General features: G+C 50.4%; 19 protein-coding genes. 13 read left to right on the top strand and 6 right to left on the bottom strand.

Translation table 11 applies throughout. The features are described from left to right. The 4 genes from J7439_RS20475 to J7439_RS20465 all read left to right on the top strand — a co-directional run. Positions 1-362, top strand: a 362-nt coding sequence (locus J7439_RS20475; protein ID WP_209203853.1) for a hypothetical protein, incomplete at its 5' end; no start/stop codon positions are given. A 51-nt stretch (positions 363-413) separates the two neighbouring features. Then, on the top strand, positions 414-866 hold the full coding sequence (locus J7439_RS20470; protein WP_209203852.1) for a hypothetical protein: 453 nt from the start codon (positions 414-416) through the stop codon (positions 864-866). 24 nt (positions 867-890) lie between these two features. Next, complete coding sequence (locus J7439_RS26675; protein ID WP_286198457.1) at positions 891-1019, top strand: hypothetical protein; 129 nt, start codon at positions 891-893, stop codon at positions 1017-1019. Positions 1020-1184: 165 nt separating this feature from the next. Further along, on the top strand, positions 1185-1421 hold the full coding sequence (locus J7439_RS20465) for a hypothetical protein (protein ID WP_209203851.1): 237 nt from the start codon (positions 1185-1187) through the stop codon (positions 1419-1421). 497 nt (positions 1422-1918) lie between these two features. Here the strand turns inward: J7439_RS20465 and J7439_RS20460 are convergent, their stop codons facing one another. Then, positions 1919-2329, bottom strand: a complete 411-nt coding sequence (locus tag J7439_RS20460) for a thiol-disulfide oxidoreductase DCC family protein (RefSeq protein WP_286198458.1) — start codon at positions 2327-2329, stop codon at positions 1919-1921. A 232-nt stretch (positions 2330-2561) separates the two neighbouring features. Between J7439_RS20460 and J7439_RS20455 the strand changes: the two genes are divergently transcribed. The 6 genes from J7439_RS20455 to J7439_RS20430 are packed head-to-tail and all read left to right on the top strand — an operon-like array spanning position 2562 to position 7222. Beyond that, complete coding sequence (locus J7439_RS20455) at positions 2562-3245, top strand: energy transducer TonB (protein ID WP_209203849.1); 684 nt, start codon at positions 2562-2564, stop codon at positions 3243-3245. A gap of 35 nt (positions 3246-3280) precedes the next feature. Next, entirely contained in the window at positions 3281-4036 is a 756-nt protein-coding gene (locus J7439_RS20450) for a MotA/TolQ/ExbB proton channel family protein (RefSeq protein ID WP_209203848.1), read from the top strand. Then, positions 4033-4473: an ExbD/TolR family protein gene (locus J7439_RS20445; RefSeq protein ID WP_209203847.1), complete on the top strand. Its 441-nt coding sequence runs from the start codon at positions 4033-4035 to the stop codon at positions 4471-4473. Before J7439_RS20450 ends, J7439_RS20445 begins: the two co-directional genes overlap by 4 nt. After that, on the top strand, positions 4470-5384 hold the full coding sequence (locus tag J7439_RS20440) for a heme/hemin ABC transporter substrate-binding protein (protein WP_209203846.1): 915 nt from the start codon (positions 4470-4472) through the stop codon (positions 5382-5384). Before J7439_RS20445 ends, J7439_RS20440 begins: the two co-directional genes overlap by 4 nt. After that, entirely contained in the window at positions 5374-6420 is a 1047-nt protein-coding gene (locus J7439_RS20435) for a FecCD family ABC transporter permease (protein WP_209203845.1), read from the top strand. The genes J7439_RS20440 and J7439_RS20435 overlap by 11 nt, the downstream gene beginning before the upstream one ends. Before the next feature lies 1 nt (position 6421). Continuing rightward, entirely contained in the window at positions 6422-7222 is an 801-nt protein-coding gene (locus J7439_RS20430; RefSeq protein WP_209203844.1) for a heme ABC transporter ATP-binding protein, read from the top strand. A 55-nt stretch (positions 7223-7277) separates the two neighbouring features. Here J7439_RS20430 and J7439_RS20425 read toward each other — a convergent pair whose 3' ends face one another. After that, on the bottom strand, positions 7278-8828 hold the full coding sequence (locus tag J7439_RS20425) for an AAA family ATPase (RefSeq protein WP_209203843.1): 1551 nt from the start codon (positions 8826-8828) through the stop codon (positions 7278-7280). A gap of 272 nt (positions 8829-9100) precedes the next feature. On the opposite strand from J7439_RS20425, the gene hutW reads away from it, so the two are divergent. The 3 genes from hutW to J7439_RS20410 all read left to right on the top strand — a co-directional run bounded on the left by hutW (position 9101) and on the right by J7439_RS20410 (position 12109). Further along, entirely contained in the window at positions 9101-10480 is a 1380-nt protein-coding gene (gene hutW, locus J7439_RS20420; RefSeq protein ID WP_209203842.1) for a heme anaerobic degradation radical SAM methyltransferase ChuW/HutW, read from the top strand. Further along, positions 10477-10977, top strand: a complete 501-nt coding sequence (hutX, locus tag J7439_RS20415; protein WP_209203841.1) for a heme utilization cystosolic carrier protein HutX — start codon at positions 10477-10479, stop codon at positions 10975-10977. Before hutW ends, hutX begins: the two co-directional genes overlap by 4 nt. 382 nt (positions 10978-11359) lie before the next feature. Further along, entirely contained in the window at positions 11360-12109 is a 750-nt protein-coding gene (locus J7439_RS20410) for a hypothetical protein (RefSeq protein WP_209203840.1), read from the top strand. 824 nt (positions 12110-12933) lie between these two features. Here J7439_RS20410 and J7439_RS20405 read toward each other — a convergent pair. The 4 genes from J7439_RS20405 to J7439_RS20390 all read right to left on the bottom strand — a co-directional run bounded on the left by J7439_RS20405 (position 12934) and on the right by J7439_RS20390 (position 17235). Further along, positions 12934-14031 (bottom strand): DegT/DnrJ/EryC1/StrS family aminotransferase, encoded by a 1098-nt coding sequence (locus J7439_RS20405; protein WP_209203839.1) that lies wholly within the window; start codon positions 14029-14031, stop codon positions 12934-12936. Positions 14032-14130: 99 nt separating this feature from the next. After that, positions 14131-15075, bottom strand: a complete 945-nt coding sequence (locus J7439_RS20400; RefSeq protein ID WP_209203838.1) for a Gfo/Idh/MocA family oxidoreductase — start codon at positions 15073-15075, stop codon at positions 14131-14133. Between the two features lie 236 nt (positions 15076-15311). Continuing rightward, positions 15312-15695 carry a DUF2541 family protein gene (locus J7439_RS20395; protein ID WP_209203837.1) on the bottom strand — a complete coding sequence of 128 codons (384 nt, stop codon included), beginning with the start codon at positions 15693-15695 and terminating at the stop codon, positions 15312-15314. 193 nt (positions 15696-15888) lie between these two features. Then, positions 15889-17235: an NCS2 family permease gene (locus tag J7439_RS20390; protein ID WP_209203836.1), complete on the bottom strand. Its 1347-nt coding sequence runs from the start codon at positions 17233-17235 to the stop codon at positions 15889-15891. Positions 17236-17251 lie beyond the last annotated feature (16 nt).

The following is a 17251-nucleotide window of genomic DNA, read 5'->3' as shown; positions in this document are numbered from 1 at the left end:
AGCTGGATCGTTTTCCGATATTGGGGAATAGAGAACTTGAACTATTGGAACCCTATCGGAAAGAGATGATACTTCCGCAGTTAATGAGTGTTCTTCAAAAGATCAACCATTATGATGTGGATAGACAAACACAAAACGCTTGGCATTCAGCCTTGGAATGCAGAAAAGAAGACCCTCTTGGGCTGAACGGAATTGACATTGACATTTGGGAATCGGATTCTGATTCTGATTTATTGTCGCCGGATTTTGATTTATTTGCGAACGGGTCAACAACCACCATGGCTGGCTTGAAGAGTTCCTGCAAGGATAAACCAGTTGTCATGACACAAGCATTTGTATGTACTCAAAAACTAATATTTTGAGTAAATACCGTAAGTACTCAAAAACCGGTACATGAAGCAAGATTCTCTTCTTTGTCTAACCTTCCTTCCATGTTCACGCCACCTACTGAAGATCTGTCACCTAACCTGCTTGAGTTTATTGCTCAACTACAGGAACAGATCGTTGGGCTGCAGGAATTGGTTGTTCAGCAACAGACTCGGATCGAACAACTTGAGAACGAGATCACTCGTCTGAAGAAACTGAATACCAGGCCCAATCTCAAACCCAACACCAAGCCACCCGAAGATAATGACCAAGTGACTCCGGGCTTCGGACCTGATGAAAACGACACCGATGACAAAACCGAAGGCAGCTCCGGCGACGACCACAAGCGAAAAGTGAACAAACCTGATGAGTCGACTCCACGCCAACGACCCCAACCGCAATACCCTCCGGCCTCTGAAGAAGAGACTATTGCCCCTGAAGACATCCCTGAGGGTTCTGTTAGGCACGGCCGGGAGCCCTATACCGTTCATTGGGGTTAAGACCATTCGATACTGGCTTGAGCAATGGTTGACTCCGAGAGAAAAACCATCAGTGGCAAACCGCCAGCCAATCTGCATGGTCATCATCATGGCCCACAGCTTCAGGCTTATGTGCTGGTCCAGCATCATGGCTGCGCCATTACCCAGCCTTAATTACTGGAACGGCTCTGGGATGCCGGTGTATCCATCTCAGCCGGACAGCTAAGTAACCTGTTAACCAAAGGCTATGATGCCTTCCATGCTGAAAAAGATGAATTGCTGGCCACAGGAATACGTTGCTCCCGTTATCTGCAGACAGACGACACCGGAGCAAGACATATGGGGCAGAATGGTTACTGCACCGTCATCGTCAATGACCTGTTTACCTGGTTTGGCAGCACCGGCAGTAAGAGTCGAGAAAACTTTTTAACACTGCTGCACAGGCCTTGGAAGACATATATTCTTAATCAGGATGCGCTGGACTGCCTGCAGCAACATAGCTTCTCGAAAAAGTGGCGCAAGACCCTGGCTCAAAAAACAGGGCCGATACAATACGACAATGGTTCGATGCCCTGACGCAGACCCAAACAAGCAGCACAGAGTTACAGAAGGCTCTGGGAGGTCTGATGGTTATCAAAGAAGAGCTGCTCATGGTTCTGGATGACCCGCGACCTTGCCCCTGCACAATAACCTTAGCGAAAGTCAGATCAGGGAGCATGTAACGGAAAATCAGCGGCGGGACGCGCAGCGATGCAGGACGGCAAAGTCGCGACACCTTTGCCAGCCTGAAAAAAACGTGTCGCCAGCATGGTCTCTCATTTTGGGATTATCTGACAGACAGGCTAACGGGTACTGGTTCGATTCCGAGACTGGCGGAAATTATATGCACTAAAAATTTCAACGCACTACACCAGGAGGCTGACCGAGAATAGCGCCCGTCTAGGCGACCCCGTAGCGAGGATGGCAGAAAATTGAGGATAAAAATTCGGTTTTGTGAGGTGAATAGCGGGGCTATTTGCCGAACAAAAGCAGATTTTTAGACCAATTTGCTGTCGACGCAGTAGGGCAGTCTCCTAGGGTTTATTACACTCATTTTTACCCAGTATCGGCCCTAAGCGGCGGGATAAGCCATGACGGTTCTTCGCAAACAGTTCATAGCCAAAATCAGCAATACAGGCAACGCCCGGCCAGCGTAAGGGGGCGACCAGACACCCCATGCCTACGGCCTCCCAGGCCGCCAGGGTTGCATCCATACCTTTAACTACACGGCCATCGGCCAGCTTCGCGTGAATAACCCGATCCAGTTCTTCAAGGTCAAATTCCGGATATTTTTCCTGAAAACCTTCCTGCCTGATATCAACCAGCTTGAGTAGACCTTTGCGGTTCTTTTTAGCCAGATGGTCAACTTCACGCATGCAAAGCGGGCATTCTCCATCGTAGAAAAGCGTAACAGGCAGTGATATTTCTTTTCTTTTTAGCACCATAACCGTGATCACCGAAGGTAAATGATTTTTTGAGAATGCAGGAAACCTTAAATAAACGTTTTTCTGCCAATTTTACGGCCCGGAAAGTGCGCCAGATCAAACAATTGGCGGATATTACTTATTAGCACAAACAATGCGAATTATTATCATTCATGTTATTGAACACCTTTTATGCTTCGAGTAACCTACGCTGCTGTTATTAGGTCATTCAACACTATTATCGTTCCTGGTCATGCCTAAAAAAGCTTTCTTTACATTGCTGATATCCGTTGCGGCCCATGTGGCCGTAGTGGTTGCGCTGGACCACCAGGAATCTGAGCCCAGAACCATCCATATGGGTTCTATCCAGGCACCGGTTTCCCTGAGCTTTGCCACGGTCAGCCAACGGGAACCGTCGGTCAAAGAGCCCGTTGTTCAGGAACAATCTGAGCCTGAACCAAAGGTAGTCCAGAAACCGATAGAGAACGCCAGGCCCGTTCTTAAAAAGAAAGCACCCAAGCCAGAGCCGGTAAAGAAAAAACCGGAAAAAATCACCGAAAAGCCCAAACCCGTTGAGAAGACCAGGCCTGAAGTGACTGAGCCGGTGATGGAAAAAACCGTGACTGAGAAAAGCCAGTCCCCCGGACTGAGCAACGAGCCCGTGATGGTGACCGAGCCGGAAATCCGTGACTGGGTTCAACCCCGCTACCCGAAACTGGCGCAACGGAGAAATCAGCAGGGCGTGGTGATGCTCGATGTAATTGTTGATGAACGGGGTAATCCCATTACTGTCGATGTTCTTGAGTCATCCGGCTACCCCGTGCTGGACAGGGCAGCCATTGATGCCGTTAAGCGCTGGTCATTCAAACCTGAGCAGCGTAATAGCCAATTTGTGAAATCCCGGGTGCATATTCCCGTCGCATTTGAAATCAGTTGAATAAGCAAACCATTGGATACTTAGCAGGTAACGCCATGTTGACAGAACACCTTGCATCACTGGGGATCATGGCCTGGCCATTGCTGATCACCTCTTGCCTTGGACTGGCCATGATTCTTGAGCGGCTGGTGACCTATGCCCTGCTGCCCTCCATGAACCGCAAGGGGATGACCGCACTGTTTAATGAAGTGCGTCAATGCTGTGGCAGCGATAAGCACGCACAAAACAAGGACAATCTTTGCCAGGATCTTAGCCAGGGCAAAGGGATTCGTCAGGGGGTTGCGGTACTTCTGAGCCACAGCACCTGGGAAAAGTCGATGCGTGAAGAAGTAGCTGGCCTGTGGCTGCTGAAGCAGAAGCGCAGCCTGAATGCCTGGCTGAAGCCGTTGATGCTGATTGGTGTGCTGGCCCCTATGCTGGGTCTGCTGGGTACCGTACTGGGTATGATCGATATGTTCCGTGATATTGCTGCCGTTGCCGGCCCGGTTACTCCGGATATTCTGGCTGCGGGTCTGTGGCAGGCGATGTTCACCACGGCGTTCGGTTTGATCATCGCGATTCCAGCCCTGGCGGCGGCTCACGGTTTTGGAGTCTGGGCTAACCATTATCTTTCTAAACTGGAGTTTGCCCTGAATCACATTAACCTGCTGCTGGAGGGCCTGACGATGGACGACGATGGTTTAGCCACAGCGCCTTCAGCACCGGCCGTAAAGGGTTTGACGGTAAAGGGTAGTGCCAGTTCAGAAACTGGCCAGCCAGAAGTCATCCCTACCGGAGCGGTAGCGGCATGATTCGCATCAACGATATTGATGAAACCAGCGCATCACTCTCCATGGCAGATCTGACGCCGCTGCTGGATGTGGTGTTTATCGTCATGGTGTTTCTGCTGTTCACCGCCAATGTACAGACCCTGAGCCTGCCGGTGGAACTGCCTCAGGCAACCCAGCAGGAGGCGTCGGTCACCACGGCCCCAAAAACGCTGACCGTCAGTATTCTGGAACAGGGTGAGCCCTGGGCTATTGGTGAACAGAAATTTGAGCAGTGGGAAGTGTTCGCTACCACTTTGCTGAAACAGGTTAAAGAAGCTCCCGGTACCACAGTACTGATTGCCGGTGATAAAGATGCCCCCCTGGGCAATCTGGTCAAACTGATGATGTTTTTCAGCCAGCACAAGATTGACGCTGCGCAGGTGCTGATGGAACAGGAAAATGGTAAAGACGACCCATGAAGAAAACGTTTAAACCTCTGTTAGCCACCCTGGTGGCTGTTTCTGCCGCCATGGGTGCCAACACTGCAATGGCGCACGGATCACACGACAATCAACGTATTGTTTCTGCTGGCAACGGGGTGACCGAGATTATCTATGCCCTGGGTGCCGGTGATCAGGTGATTGCTGTTGACCAGACCAGCACCTGGCCCATGGAAGTCAACCAGTTGCCCCGGCTCGGCTATCATAAACAGCTGTCTGCTGAGGGGATTCTGGCGCTTGAGCCTACCCTGCTGATTGGTACTGAAGACATGGGCCCAACCTCAACCCTGACCCAGCTGAAAAGTGCCGGTGTTGCGGTGGAAGCCCTGCCCCTGGAACATACCGCTGACAGCATTGAACAACAGATCAAGTCACTGGCCGGTATTCTTGGTAAAGAGGAACAGGGCGAAGCGCTGTGGGACGACATCGAAGACTCCCTGGATGAGGCACAAGCCATGGCCGCTGCTTATCAACAACAGCATGAAAAGAACGTACCGGTCCTGTTTGTCCTGACCATGGGCGGGCGCTCCCCAACCATCGCCGGTAGCGGCACTGCGGCTAATGCGATCATTGGTCTGGCAGGGGGATACAACCCTGCGGCAGAGCAGTTTAAAGGGTACAAGGCACTGTCCAATGAAGCCATGCTGCTGCTGGCACCCGAGGTCATCATTTTTCCGGGCTCAACCAGTAACCCGGATATGACACCGGCAAAACTGCTGGAACAGATGCCCATCCTGAAGCAGACGCCTGCTGGCCAAAACGGTCGGGTGGTTGCCATTGATGGCAATATGCTGCTGGGCGGCCTCGGCCCAAGAACGGGGGATGTTGCACTGTCCCTGGCGAAATCTTTTTACTCAGACCAAGGTAATCCATCCTCCAATGAGTCGTAACCATCAGGGGGCACTGCTGTTAACCGCACTGGCAATCCTGCTGCCAGTCGTGGTGATTGTGTCCATTGGCGTGGGCGCTGTGCCCATTCCCGCAGGCGATATTCTGACCATACTGTTTGACCGGCTGGGTTTGTCCGACAGCACCATCAGCAACCAGTCTGCGCTGATTATTGAGTCCATTCGTTTACCCAGAACACTGCTGGGACTGATTGTCGGTGGCTCACTGGCGGTGGCCGGTGCATCCATGCAGGGCCTGTTCAGAAACCCACTGGCGGACCCCAGTATTGTCGGTGTCTCCAGCGGTGCGGCCCTGGGGGCGGGTATTGCTATTGTCCTGGGTGGTCTGCTGTTTGCTGGCGCTCCATCCCTGGTGCAAAGCTACAGCGTTTCCATTCTGGCCTTTGTTGGCGGGGTACTGTCCACCTGGCTGGTCTATAAAGTCGGTACCACCAGCAACGGCACTTCTGTGGCCACTATGCTGCTGGCTGGTGTGGCGATCAATGCCCTGGCTGGTGCCGGGATGGGGATGTTGAACTACGTCGCGGATGATACCATGCTGCGCAACCTGACCTTCTGGCAGATGGGCAGCCTGGGGGGCGCTACCTGGGACCTGGTGATTATCTGTGCCACGCTACTAATCCCGGTGGTCCTGGTTCTTGGCCGTTATGGTCTGGTGCTTAACGCGCTGCTACTGGGTGAGTCGGAAGCTCGCCACCTGGGCATTGATGTCCAGAAGGTCAAGCTGACCCTGATTTTCCTGACGGCCCTGGCCGTGGGTGTTTCCGTTTCCGTCAGTGGTTTTATCGGCTTTGTGGGGCTGGTAGTGCCTCATCTGATTCGCCTGGCCGTTGGCCCGGACCATCGCATTCTATTGCCAGCCTCGGCCATGCTGGGCGGTATTCTGTTACTGGTAGCGGATATGATGTCCCGCACCATTGTCGCCCCGGCAGAACTTCCCATCGGTATTGTCACAGCCCTGATGGGTGCCCCTTTCTTCCTGTCACTGTTGTGGCAGCAACGTAAAAGGATTGTCTGATATGGCCTCTGATAAGGAAGGCGCAGCGGTAAACACGCTGGAAGTTCAGGGCGTATCGGTGCAGATCGGAGACAGGCACCTGCTTCAGGACATTAATCTGACCCTGAAGCCCCGAGAAGTGGTATCGGTGCTTGGCCCAAACGGTGCCGGTAAAAGCACCTTGATGAAAGTCATCAGTGGCGAGAGAAAACCTTCCAGCGGCGAAGTGCTGCTTAATGGTCGCAGTGACTGGCCATTGAACCATCAGGCATTGATGCTGGGTGTGTTGCCGCAGTCATCCTCGTTGAGCTTTCCCTTTACGGCGGAAGAAGTCGTTCTGCTTGGCCGCATTCCCTGTGCCAGTCACCATGATGAAAACCTGATGATTACCCGGGAAGCGCTTAACAAAGTTGATGGCTTACATTTGAAGGATCGTCATTACACCACCCTCTCCGGTGGTGAACGCCAGCGTGTGCACATGGCGCGGGTATTGGCTCAGATCTGGGATGAAAGCCCTTATGGCCAGCGTTACCTGTTGCTTGATGAGCCTACATCGGCACTGGACCCTGCCCATCAACAGCTGACCCTGAAAATGGCCAGACAGGAAGCCGATCATGGCATCGGCGTGATGGTTATCATGCACGACCTGAATCTGGCAGCGCGATACTCTGACCGGATTGTGATCCTCAGAAATGGCAGGATAGCTGCAGAAGGCACACCCCATCAGGTTCTGACCCCGGAAACTATTGGACAAGTGTTCGATATTGAGGTCAGTGTATCTGAGCACCCGGCCTATCACTGCCCATTGGTTGTGAACCATTAATTGGCCGTTTAAGCGATGGCCTGACGATGCAGCGTCAGGCCACAAGCAACAAGCGTTACCCTCCTGCCAGCACCGGCTCTGCGTTCCATTGTTCCGCCTTATTCCCAGAAGAAATCCGGCTCTTTGGTACAAGGCCATGGGCAAACTTCTCAAATACCTGGGATATATATTTTTCCAGGGAGCGCAGTCCCGGGTCTTGATCCGTTTCAATAAAGTCCTGAATCATGTCGTGACCGCTCTGTGGTAAGGTGAAATCGGCAAAAAGCTTACCCGCCGACTGATAACGCCTTTCCTTGTTGGGAATCATGGCTTCAAAGGCAATTCTCTGTTTCGCCCTGGTATCGAAACCGTCAAATACGACTTTATCCAGTCTGGAGGCAATGGCCTCAAGCTCAGGATCGTGGGTGCTTAATTCATGAATATCACGGTTACCGGCAAGAATGATGGTCTCAGGCAGACGTACTTCTGTTTTCAAATAGGGACTGTAGTAAGAACGATTGGTCGGATCGAGCAGCTTCAACATAAACGAAAGTACATCTTTGCTTTTCTCGTTTCCAGAGATGAAGAGCCGATCAAACTCATCAATCAGCAGAACCTGATTATGGTGATTAATATCCTGACTTGAATCGGTACGGGCAACAATAGCATCAAGAATTCTGCCGGCCCTGGCATTGGCACTTTCAAATGGGGTTCCGACGATATCATCAATGGTGGCACCGTCGAGATTGACAATGGCAAGGTTCGTCCCCATTGCTTCCGCCAGCTGTTTGGCTGCATGGGTCTTGCCGGTACCGGGTGCGCCCAGGAAATAAATCGGGTAATGGCTATCATGGATTGAGGCATCGGTCTGCTGGTAAATCAACTCAGAATGGACGAACCGTTTTAACCGATCGGCTACGTGGGTTGGGTAGTCCTGCAAGGCTTCCTCAATTTTCTCTTCATCATACACCAGTGTTTTGGAGTAAAACGGAAGCCTTAATGCTTTATCCAGAATTTTCTGCAACCGGTTGAGTGCTTCGCCGCCAGGGCTTCGCCAGAAACTGTAAAACAGCTCATCCTCGATGTAATGTTGTGTGCGTTTATCCAGTAATGCCTTCTTGGCACCATAGGCCAGAATCAAATTCTCCTCGGCCAGCTTTGGCGCAAATATTCCGTAATAAACATTCATGGTAAATGGAACAGATGTCGCCACTATTAATGCGCCGACAATCGTAAAAGACACGTAAGCTAACAGGTTAGTAAAATCCGAGCTGGTCCTCACAAATTCGAAAATGGCCCCTTTGTACGAAAGTGCTGTTCCAGCAACAGCAAAAGCAGGAACATAAAACGCCAGATAGGGTAACGACTCATACAGAGAATACTCCTTCAGTACCCAGTTATATTGCCGTTTTGCTTCAGCCCAGCCTGCCCTTACCTGAGCTTCAATGGGTTGCCCACCATATACGGGGGCATTAAGACGATCAAAAAAACGGTTGTTTGCCATATATTGCCTGACATAGCTGATATGTAATTTATCCGGTGTTACCGCAGTCTCATCTGCCAGGGCAATGGGACACAAAATAAAGGACACTAAAAAAGAAATACAAAACTGCCTGAACTGCTTCATCAAATTAACCTTATTAACTTTGTTCGATTTGCGGTTTAGACAATATTTTCCTGATCAAGGTTCACAGGCATGAATTAATTCAATGATTGCGGTAATTCCGGTGACCATTCACATCACGTAAAAGGCCTGCATGACCGTCACGTAACCACAACAATCCCACAGTGGTAAACCGAAGTTTTTCACCTGAAATTTGTTGATCTGTATCAATTGCACACCACCTTACAAATCAAAATAATAATAATTCTCATTTTGTAAGTTAGAACAATCCGATTATGGTTGCCAGACACACCCTGGGTCCCGAGCTGACCGGGATATCATCCCCTGATCCACTGAAGTTTGCCTTTACCGGCAAGAAGTCAGCCCACACCCACAGCGGCTCCATTCCGGTTCCTGCCGAGCAGACTCAGGCTGTGTACCGGCAACTGATGGATGGCCCTGCTAACCCACAGCTGCTCACGGACAGTAAGCGACTGGCCTATATCCATATTCCTTTTTGCAGAACCCATTGCTCTTACTGTGGTTTCTTTCAAAACACCACCAAAAAAGATGAAATTGCCCGCTATGTCGACTACCTGGAGCGGGAAATCCACCTGTCGGCACAGGATGCCTGGACTCAGGGAGGCTTGTTCCATGGCGTCTATTTTGGCGGCGGGACCCCCACTGACCTGACCCCGGAGCAGATTATTCGCCTTGGCAATGCAGTACGTGAGTCCCTGCCACTGGCCAACGATGTTGAGATGACCTTTGAAGGCCGTTTTCATGGCTTTGATAACGACAAAATCGCGGCCTGCCTGGAATCCGGGTTTAACCGCTTCTCCCTGGGGGCACAGAGTTTTAATACCACCATCCGGCGTCGTATGAGCCGGATCGACTCCGGTGAATTTCTGCTGGAAAGGCTGGACTATTTCAGCAGTCTGAACAATGCAGCCGTCGTCGTAGACCTGATGTTCGGTCTGCCGGGCCAAACCCTGGATGACTGGGAGCAGGACCTGCACACCTTCCTGCAATCAAAAGCCCATGGTGTTGATCTTTATCAACTCATTCTGCTGGGTTCCAGCCGGATGAAGCAGTCGATTGACAAAGGCTCCCTGCCCGAGCCGGCCAGCTCACCGGAGCGTGCGGAAATGTTTCGCCGGGGAGTTGATATCCTCAGTGCCCACAAAGTCGGGCGACTGACTGTCAGCCACTGGGGACGGGATACCCGGGAGCGGAATATCTACAACCACGGGGTAAAATCCGGTGCCGAAATCATGCCGTTTGGTGCCGGTGCCGGTGGTAACTTTGCCGGGCACAATGCCATGAGCCTGAGAACACTGCCCGCCTATTACGAAGCCCTGGATGCTGGCCAAAAGCCCCTGATGATGATGAGCAAAGCCACGGGTAATAAACCGCTGCTGGGCACCATCGGCTCCGGTTTTGACCGTGGCTGGCTGGCAATCGGCAAGCTTGACCATGTTGCTGGTGCAGGCATGAGCGAGCACTGCATGCCGCTGTTTGACGCCTGGCAGGACAATGGCCTGGCCACCATTCACCATGGCATTCTCGATTTGACGCTGCCCGGGCAATTCTGGAACGTCACCATGCACCAGGCCCTGATTAATTTTCTTGAACAACATCCCTTTGCTGGACAAAACACGGAGAAAGCTGCATGACTCTGGCTCAACAGGTACAGGATATTCTGACCGGAAACCCGGCCATTTTACCGGCAGAAATAGCTAACCAGCTCAATGCCAGCGAACTGGACGTGATTCAGGCCATGCCCGCTGACATGGCGACATTGATTGATGCCAGCCATTACCTGGATGTGTTGCGGGATATCAAAACCTGGGGCGAACTGACGCTGGTGATTGATGTGGATGGTTCAATTTTTGAAATGGTTGGCCATTTCCCGAAAGGGGGTGAAAAGTTCGGCTATTACAATCTGAGCGACCGCCGGACACCGCTGAAAGGGCACCTGAAGCTGGATAATGTTGCGGTGATCGCCCTGGTCAGCAAGCCCTTCCATGGTGTAGCAACCCGCTCGGTGCAATTCCTGAGCAAACAGGGCCGTATGTTGTTCAAAGTTTACCTGCGTCGGGATAAAGAGCAGAACTTTTTGCCGGAACAGCTGGAAAAATTTGAGGCGTTGAAGAGACTTTCTGCCGCCTGATTATCTCCCTGGTTACCAGAATACTGCTGGTTACCAGGATTTAAAACTTGCGCCTGTGATATTCCCCCTGAGGCCTCCGTCACCACCCGGAGGCTGACCGGGAATAGCCTGCGAATTTGCAGCAAAACCCGGGTACCTCAACCCAATGTCTGGTTGACTTGAATATTGAAAGGATGGTGTCCGGGAGGAACTTTTAAAAGAAAGAACAGTCTCAAGGCAGAATTCAATAATTCAATAATTCCATAATCCTATGGATACACCTGCCTGCTCTAATTCACACGCTATTTCTTGTTGTCTTCAAGATACTCTTTCGTCTGGATCTGGCACATCTGGTCAACTCTTCTTCCGTGAAATTGTAGAAGCAGCAAATGTTCAATGTGCCATGGGTACTGATGAAACTGATGAAAACCACCTTCAGTGGCCAACGGAGTCTTTTCACAAGGCATTGAATGATGCCCGGTTTGAAAACAGAACGATCGTCATCGCTTATAGCGATAATGAAGAAGATCAACCACGTCACTTGCCGGTAACAACAGGCTCACAGAATAATGATCCTGCCCCCGTATATATTCCTGAAAATGAACGGTTTTCAATCTATTCTCTGTTAGGGTTAGGGGATGAAATTCATTCATCAGACGATTTAGCCCAGGCAAGAGTTGATGAGCCTGATGAACGTTGCTCCTTACCCATTGAGCACGAAAAGAAGCCTCGTAAAGCGCTCACCGATACACAGCGCCAAAGGGAGCGCTACAAAAATGACCCTGCCTACGCCGAGCAAATCAGGAAGAAAAGCAGGGAACGTTACCGAAATGATCCCGCTTACGCAGAGCGCCAAAGGAAGCGCCAAAGGGATCGCAAAAGAGAGCGCTACCACAATGATCCCGTTTACGCAGAACACAAAAGGGAGCTCAAAAGAAAGCTTCGCAGAAATCCCGTTTATGCAGAACTCGAAAGGAAGAAAAACAGGGAACGCTACCAGAATAATCCCGTTTACCGAGAGCGCCTAAGGGAGCGCCAAAGGGAGAGCAGAATGCTGCGCTACCACAATGATCCTGATTTCGCAGAGCGCAGAAGAGAAGCGTCACGAAAATGCCGCTTACGCAAAGCACAAAAAAATGCGTCACCAGAATGATCCCTGTTTTGCCAATAGATAAGTAGTTAACCAAATGAAATCATATTAAAAAGCAATTCTAAATGAACTTTTGCAAAATAATTCAGTCAAAGAGATTCATCCCCTGTTTGCCGCAGCATTACTGCCATAAAAAAATTGTGGGATATAAATAACTAATATTCTGAGGATATAAGACTTATGAATGTCTCTCATCGTACTCCACCGGTGATCAAACAGCCACAACAAGTGGAACATCGGTCGGCCGGTTATGGCTGTGATTTTCACGCTCTTAAAGAAACTGCTAAAATTTCGAGTGGCTATGGTGCTATCGGTGCCTTCGCCGGTTACATGGGGGGTGCATTAATATCCAATTGCCAAATCGCTTATGCCTTCATCGGCCTACCTATTGGTTTTGCCAGTCTTGCCTGTCCTGCAGCCACCTTTCTTGCCATCTCTAGTCACTGCGCTTGCATCAAGAAACTTCCGGATCGACAGATCGTCATCTGTACTGAACCAGTCTCCCACACTGGTGACAAGCAACAGAGCTCGGAGCAACCATCGGTATCATCTCCACCATACCTTGATCCCAACAGCATAGTTCCTCCACCGTACCCGGGAGATGGGTTCATCTGCATAGATCCCCTATCGTATTCGGACGCTTGTCTCATATGCAAAGCTCCCGTTCAGTCTCAGCCAGGATTGGAGAGTTCTTCTTTTAATGACCCATTCCAAGTTTTCGAGCCGCCTCTGGTATCGTGGGAGGTGGATCAGTAGGGGGTAATTTCTTAGGGTCTGCTTTGACTTGACGAAAAGGCTCTCTTGCCATAACTGAGATGCTTAAATAATTAATGCATCACTTTAATCAATGTGCTGGCAACGGTCTTGGTCTGGCTTCTGGTCATACCAGGATATATTGGCAGTGAAAGACAGTGTTCGGATAACTGCTCACATACGGGTAATTCATGTTCACCGTCTTTCCCCGCCAATGCCCTTTGCTTATTTAGAGGCAACGGGTAATAAATAGCACTGGCAATGCCCTCACCGGCAAGGCGCTTCCTGACCATATCCCGGCCAGAGGGCAAAACAACCGTAAACTGATGATAAATATGTTCCTGATGCCCATGAGGAAAGAGTACCTCACTATCGTTCAGGAATTCTCTATACCATTGTGCCACCTGTTGTCGCTGAGCATTAAACACCTCTATATGCTCCAGTTTGACTCTTAACAGGGCCGCCTGAATTTCATCCAGACGACTGTTGTAGCCCGGGCACTCATGGTGGTACTGGTATGCACTGCCGTGATTTCGTAGCATCCGTACCGTTTCGGCGACTTTTAATTCGCTGGTAATGACCAGACCACCATCACCAAATCCACCCAGGTTTTTACTGGGGAAAAAACTGAAAGTACCGAGCAAACCGAAATTGCCGGTTTTTCGTGATTGATAACCAGCGCCAAAGGATTGTGCACAGTCTTCCAGCAGGATTAAACCATGACGATCACAGACGGCCTGAATCTCCCGAAGCGCTGCAGGTAAACCAAAAAGATGGACAACCAGCACCGCCCTGCAACGGGAAGTGATACTTCGCTCCAGCTCAAGGGGGTCAATATTGAATGTCTCTGAGTCTATATCAACCAGAACGGGCGTTGCCCCCACCTGGATAATGGCCTCAGCTGTGGAAAAAAAGGTAAAACCCGTGGTTAATACCTCATCTCCCGGCCCTATACCGGCGGCATGGAGGGCAAGAACAAGTGCATCGGTACCATTTGCACAACTGATGGCGTACCTGGCTCCAAGGTAATGAGCGACCTCCTGTTCAAAAAGCTCCACTTCTTTCCCCATGATAAAACGACCACTGCGCAATACTTCCAGTGCTTTTTGTTCTAACTGCGCCTGAATTGGGCGGTGCCATGCCTGCACATCCACCATTGGGATAGTATTCATTTTTTTTTGATTCATGGTGCCCCTTTTACACTCAATAAAACGGTACCGATTATTCGCTAATGGCTATTTTATCCTTTGCCAGCCGCTCAACATTCGCTGTCAGAGGCTTACACCTGTCTTATGAATAATCTCCGAAATTCTGTTCGCGGCATGTAACGCATCTCGACCATCTTCACCACTGACCTTTGGGGGGCTTGCGGCAATAACACTCAGAAGAAAGTCTTCAATCTCCAGCCTGAGCGCATCACTGCCCTGATAACTCTGCTCCTGACATTCAATGGCTGGAACACCCGGATGCAACTCCCCTTCACCTTTAAAGAAATGGCTGACTTTCAGCGCTTGAAAATCAACGCAGATACAAGAGCATTTCTGGAAAATCCGCATTTTCCTTTTGCTTTTCTGACTGATTCGGCTGGCGGTCACATTGGCAACACAGCCATTGGCAAATGACAAACGGGCCTGGGCAATATCAATGGTGTCAGACAAAACCGCACTGCCATTGGCCGCAATATCCAGTATCGGGGAATCAACGATATTCAGAATAATATCCAGGTCATGAATCATCAGATCCATAATCACATTGATGTCCATGGATCGTGGTTTAAAGCTGGCCAGTCGGTGAGACTCAATAAACCGGGGCTGGTTAACCTTGTCGGCAACGCACCCCAGTGCCGCGTTGTAGCGCTCCAGAAAGCCAACCTGGAGGACAAGCTGTTGCTCCCTGGCCAGCTTAATCATCTCTTCAGCCTGGGATACATTACTGGCCATGGGCTTTTCCACCAGCACATGCACACCCGCTTTCAAAAAGTCACTGGCTATGGCGTGATGCATAGAGGTAGGAACAACAACACTGACGGCATCAACCTGCCCGATCAGATCCCGGTAATCACTGAAATAATGGGTGTTACAGTTGCTGGCAACCTGCTGGCCACAGGTCTCATTGATATCGGCAACACCCACAAGGTGGCTGGATGCCAGCCGGGCATACTTCTGAGCATGAAATTTACCGAGATAACCCGCTCCAATCACTGCCGTTCGTAGCATTTGCTGGCATCACTCTCTGACTTATAGGAACGCCGCCACTCTTAACAGTATTGACCCGGTTATGGAATTGGTATTAAAACGATATTCCCTGATCAAGGTTGTCTATGAATAGAAGCAGTAAAGAAAAGATAGACAGAAATTGCAGTTCTGCTAGTTCTGCTAGAAGAAGAGGAAGAAATGGGCAGAAAGTGAAAGGCAGCGGGATACACTGCCTTCAGAAAATGCGTTGCCAGGAATCAGCTGCGCTTGCCGTATACGCTCACTTCGGCATATTTGTGACCACCGACAGCAGTTCTGTAGTCCATCTCAATCTTGTTGATAACGCGGTCTTCATCCAGCAGACGGTATGGCAGTGAACGCTTGCCCTGATGCAGACGCCTGTTGATGTGGATATTCTGAGACTCGCCATTACCAAAAACCACCCGGATCTTCTTCATGAAAATTGGCGCTCTGCTCACTTTAAATGCAATGGTATCGTACTTACCCTTAAAACCACTTACATGAATGACATCCTGCTCGCTCTGGAAAGACACACGACGCTCGCCGAGTTTTTTCCAGTCATCCGCCATAACACCAAAGCTCAGCACGCTCATCAATGCCAGGGTCAAAAGCTTTTTCATAGTAATCTTTATCAACTCTTACTGGTAAAATAATTCAAGCGGATATTAAGGAAACTGGAGCCAAAGCCATAGTCAGTAGACATCCAAAAATACGGCGACTTATTACTATGAACAGAGATTACAACACGTAAACACCCGACCATTTGCAGCCATATTTACTGACTTCAAATGGCCGGACACCAGACGAGATCAATCAAATCCCGAAAAAAATAAACTTCAGAACAAATAATGTGGCCAGAATCCACATACTGATACTGACTTCATTAGCCCTGCCCGCCAACAGTTTTACCAGTGGGTAAGCGATAAACCCGAGAGCAATACCGTTAGCGATGGAAAAGCTCAGCGGCATCATAATGGCAGTAATCAACACCGGACCCGCTTCCGTCAGATCATTCCAGTCAATGTTCGCAAGGCTCCCGGCCATCAGCACGGCAACATAAATCAGGGCACCAGCTGTCGCATAGGCGGGAACCATGGCCGCCAGTGGCGAAAGGAACATGCAGAGCAGGAACAAAACACCCACAGTGACGGCTACCAGGCCTGTTCGTCCACCTGCTGCGACACCTGAAGCACTTTCTACATAGGATGTCACCGTCGGTGTTCCCATCAGAGCACCTGCCCAGGAAGCGGTGCCATCGGTAACCATCGCCCGGTTCATGTTGTGCATCTTACCATTCTCGTCAGCCAGGCCAGCTTTATCGCCAACGGCAATCAACGTTCCGGTGGTATCAAACAAATTCACAAACATGAAAGCAACGATAACGCCCAGCATCTCCGGTTTCAGGGCACCCATGATATCCAGTTTGCCCACCACAGGTTCAAGGCTCGGTGGAGCGGAGTATATTCCCTGAAAGGCGATATCCCCGGCCAGAAGGCCTATGCCCGACACAACGACAATGGCGGTCAGCACAGCGCCTTTAAAGCCACGGTAAGCCAGCCCAAGAATCAACAGCAGACTCAAACAGGCCATCACCGGGCTGAACTGGGTAATATCCCCCAGCGTGATAATAGTGCCCGGGCTGGCCACCACAATACCGGCATTTTTCAGACCAATCAGCGCGAGGAAAAGGCCAATACCGGCGGTAATACCCACTCGCAGACCTTTCGGAATGCTGTTAATTATCCACTCACGGATTTTAAACAGGCTCAGCAGCATAAAACCGATCCCCCCCCAGAAAACGGCACCCATCGCCTGTTCCCATGAGTAGCCCATACCCAGCACAACGGCATAGGCAAAGAACGCATTCAGGCCCATACCGGGTGCCAGGCCTACGGGCCAGTTGGCATACAGGCCAATAGCGATGGAGCTCAAACCGGCGACAATACAGGTAGCCGCAAACAAAGCGCCTTTATCCATACCGGCATCGGCAAGCATACCCGGTATCACAAACACCACGTAACACATGGTGACAAAGGTGGTGAAACCGGCCACCAGCTCAGTTTTTACCGTTGTGTTATGCTCCTTAAGCTTGAATAACCGCTCGAGAAAAGTAGGTTTCTCATCTGCCAAAGGCAGTGGTCTTGTATCCGCTCCATTCATAGAGGCTCTAATCCTG

It is taken from the genome of Salinisphaera sp. G21_0, assembly GCF_017744115.1.
Taxonomy (GTDB): Bacteria; Pseudomonadota; Gammaproteobacteria; order Pseudomonadales; family Endozoicomonadaceae; genus Endozoicomonas.
The sequence above is the reverse complement of the archived record's forward strand: the minus strand, read 5'-3'. Positions and strand labels throughout refer to the sequence as shown.

What these genes read in the sequence shown, in the direction of transcription:
- J7439_RS20400 (WP_209203838.1), bottom strand. Translation starts at nt 15,075, where the DNA reads ATGCTACGAACGGCAGTGATTGGAGCGGGTTATCTCGGTAAATTTCAT.
- J7439_RS20410 (WP_209203840.1), top strand. Translation starts at nt 11,360, where the DNA reads ATGGGTACTGATGAAACTGATGAAAACCACCTTCAGTGGCCAACGGAG.
- J7439_RS20425 (WP_209203843.1), bottom strand. Translation starts at nt 8,828, where the DNA reads ATGAAGCAGTTCAGGCAGTTTTGTATTTCTTTTTTAGTGTCCTTTATT.
- J7439_RS20395 (WP_209203837.1), bottom strand. Translation starts at nt 15,695, where the DNA reads ATGAAAAAGCTTTTGACCCTGGCATTGATGAGCGTGCTGAGCTTTGGT.
- hutW (WP_209203842.1), top strand. Translation starts at nt 9,101, where the DNA reads ATGGTTGCCAGACACACCCTGGGTCCCGAGCTGACCGGGATATCATCC.
- J7439_RS20405 (WP_209203839.1), bottom strand. Translation starts at nt 14,031, where the DNA reads ATGAATACTATCCCAATGGTGGATGTGCAGGCATGGCACCGCCCAATT.
- J7439_RS20435 (WP_209203845.1), top strand. Translation starts at nt 5,374, where the DNA reads ATGAGTCGTAACCATCAGGGGGCACTGCTGTTAACCGCACTGGCAATC.
- J7439_RS20430 (WP_209203844.1), top strand. Translation starts at nt 6,422, where the DNA reads ATGGCCTCTGATAAGGAAGGCGCAGCGGTAAACACGCTGGAAGTTCAG.
- J7439_RS20460 (WP_286198458.1), bottom strand. Translation starts at nt 2,329, where the DNA reads ATGGTGCTAAAAAGAAAAGAAATATCACTGCCTGTTACGCTTTTCTAC.
- J7439_RS20445 (WP_209203847.1), top strand. Translation starts at nt 4,033, where the DNA reads ATGATTCGCATCAACGATATTGATGAAACCAGCGCATCACTCTCCATG.
- J7439_RS20465 (WP_209203851.1), top strand. Translation starts at nt 1,185, where the DNA reads ATGGGGCAGAATGGTTACTGCACCGTCATCGTCAATGACCTGTTTACC.
- J7439_RS20455 (WP_209203849.1), top strand. Translation starts at nt 2,562, where the DNA reads ATGCCTAAAAAAGCTTTCTTTACATTGCTGATATCCGTTGCGGCCCAT.
- hutX (WP_209203841.1), top strand. Translation starts at nt 10,477, where the DNA reads ATGACTCTGGCTCAACAGGTACAGGATATTCTGACCGGAAACCCGGCC.
- J7439_RS26675 (WP_286198457.1), top strand. Translation starts at nt 891, where the DNA reads ATGGTTGACTCCGAGAGAAAAACCATCAGTGGCAAACCGCCAGCCAAT.
- J7439_RS20390 (WP_209203836.1), bottom strand. Translation starts at nt 17,235, where the DNA reads ATGAATGGAGCGGATACAAGACCACTGCCTTTGGCAGATGAGAAACCT.
- J7439_RS20440 (WP_209203846.1), top strand. Translation starts at nt 4,470, where the DNA reads ATGAAGAAAACGTTTAAACCTCTGTTAGCCACCCTGGTGGCTGTTTCT.
- J7439_RS20450 (WP_209203848.1), top strand. Translation starts at nt 3,281, where the DNA reads ATGTTGACAGAACACCTTGCATCACTGGGGATCATGGCCTGGCCATTG.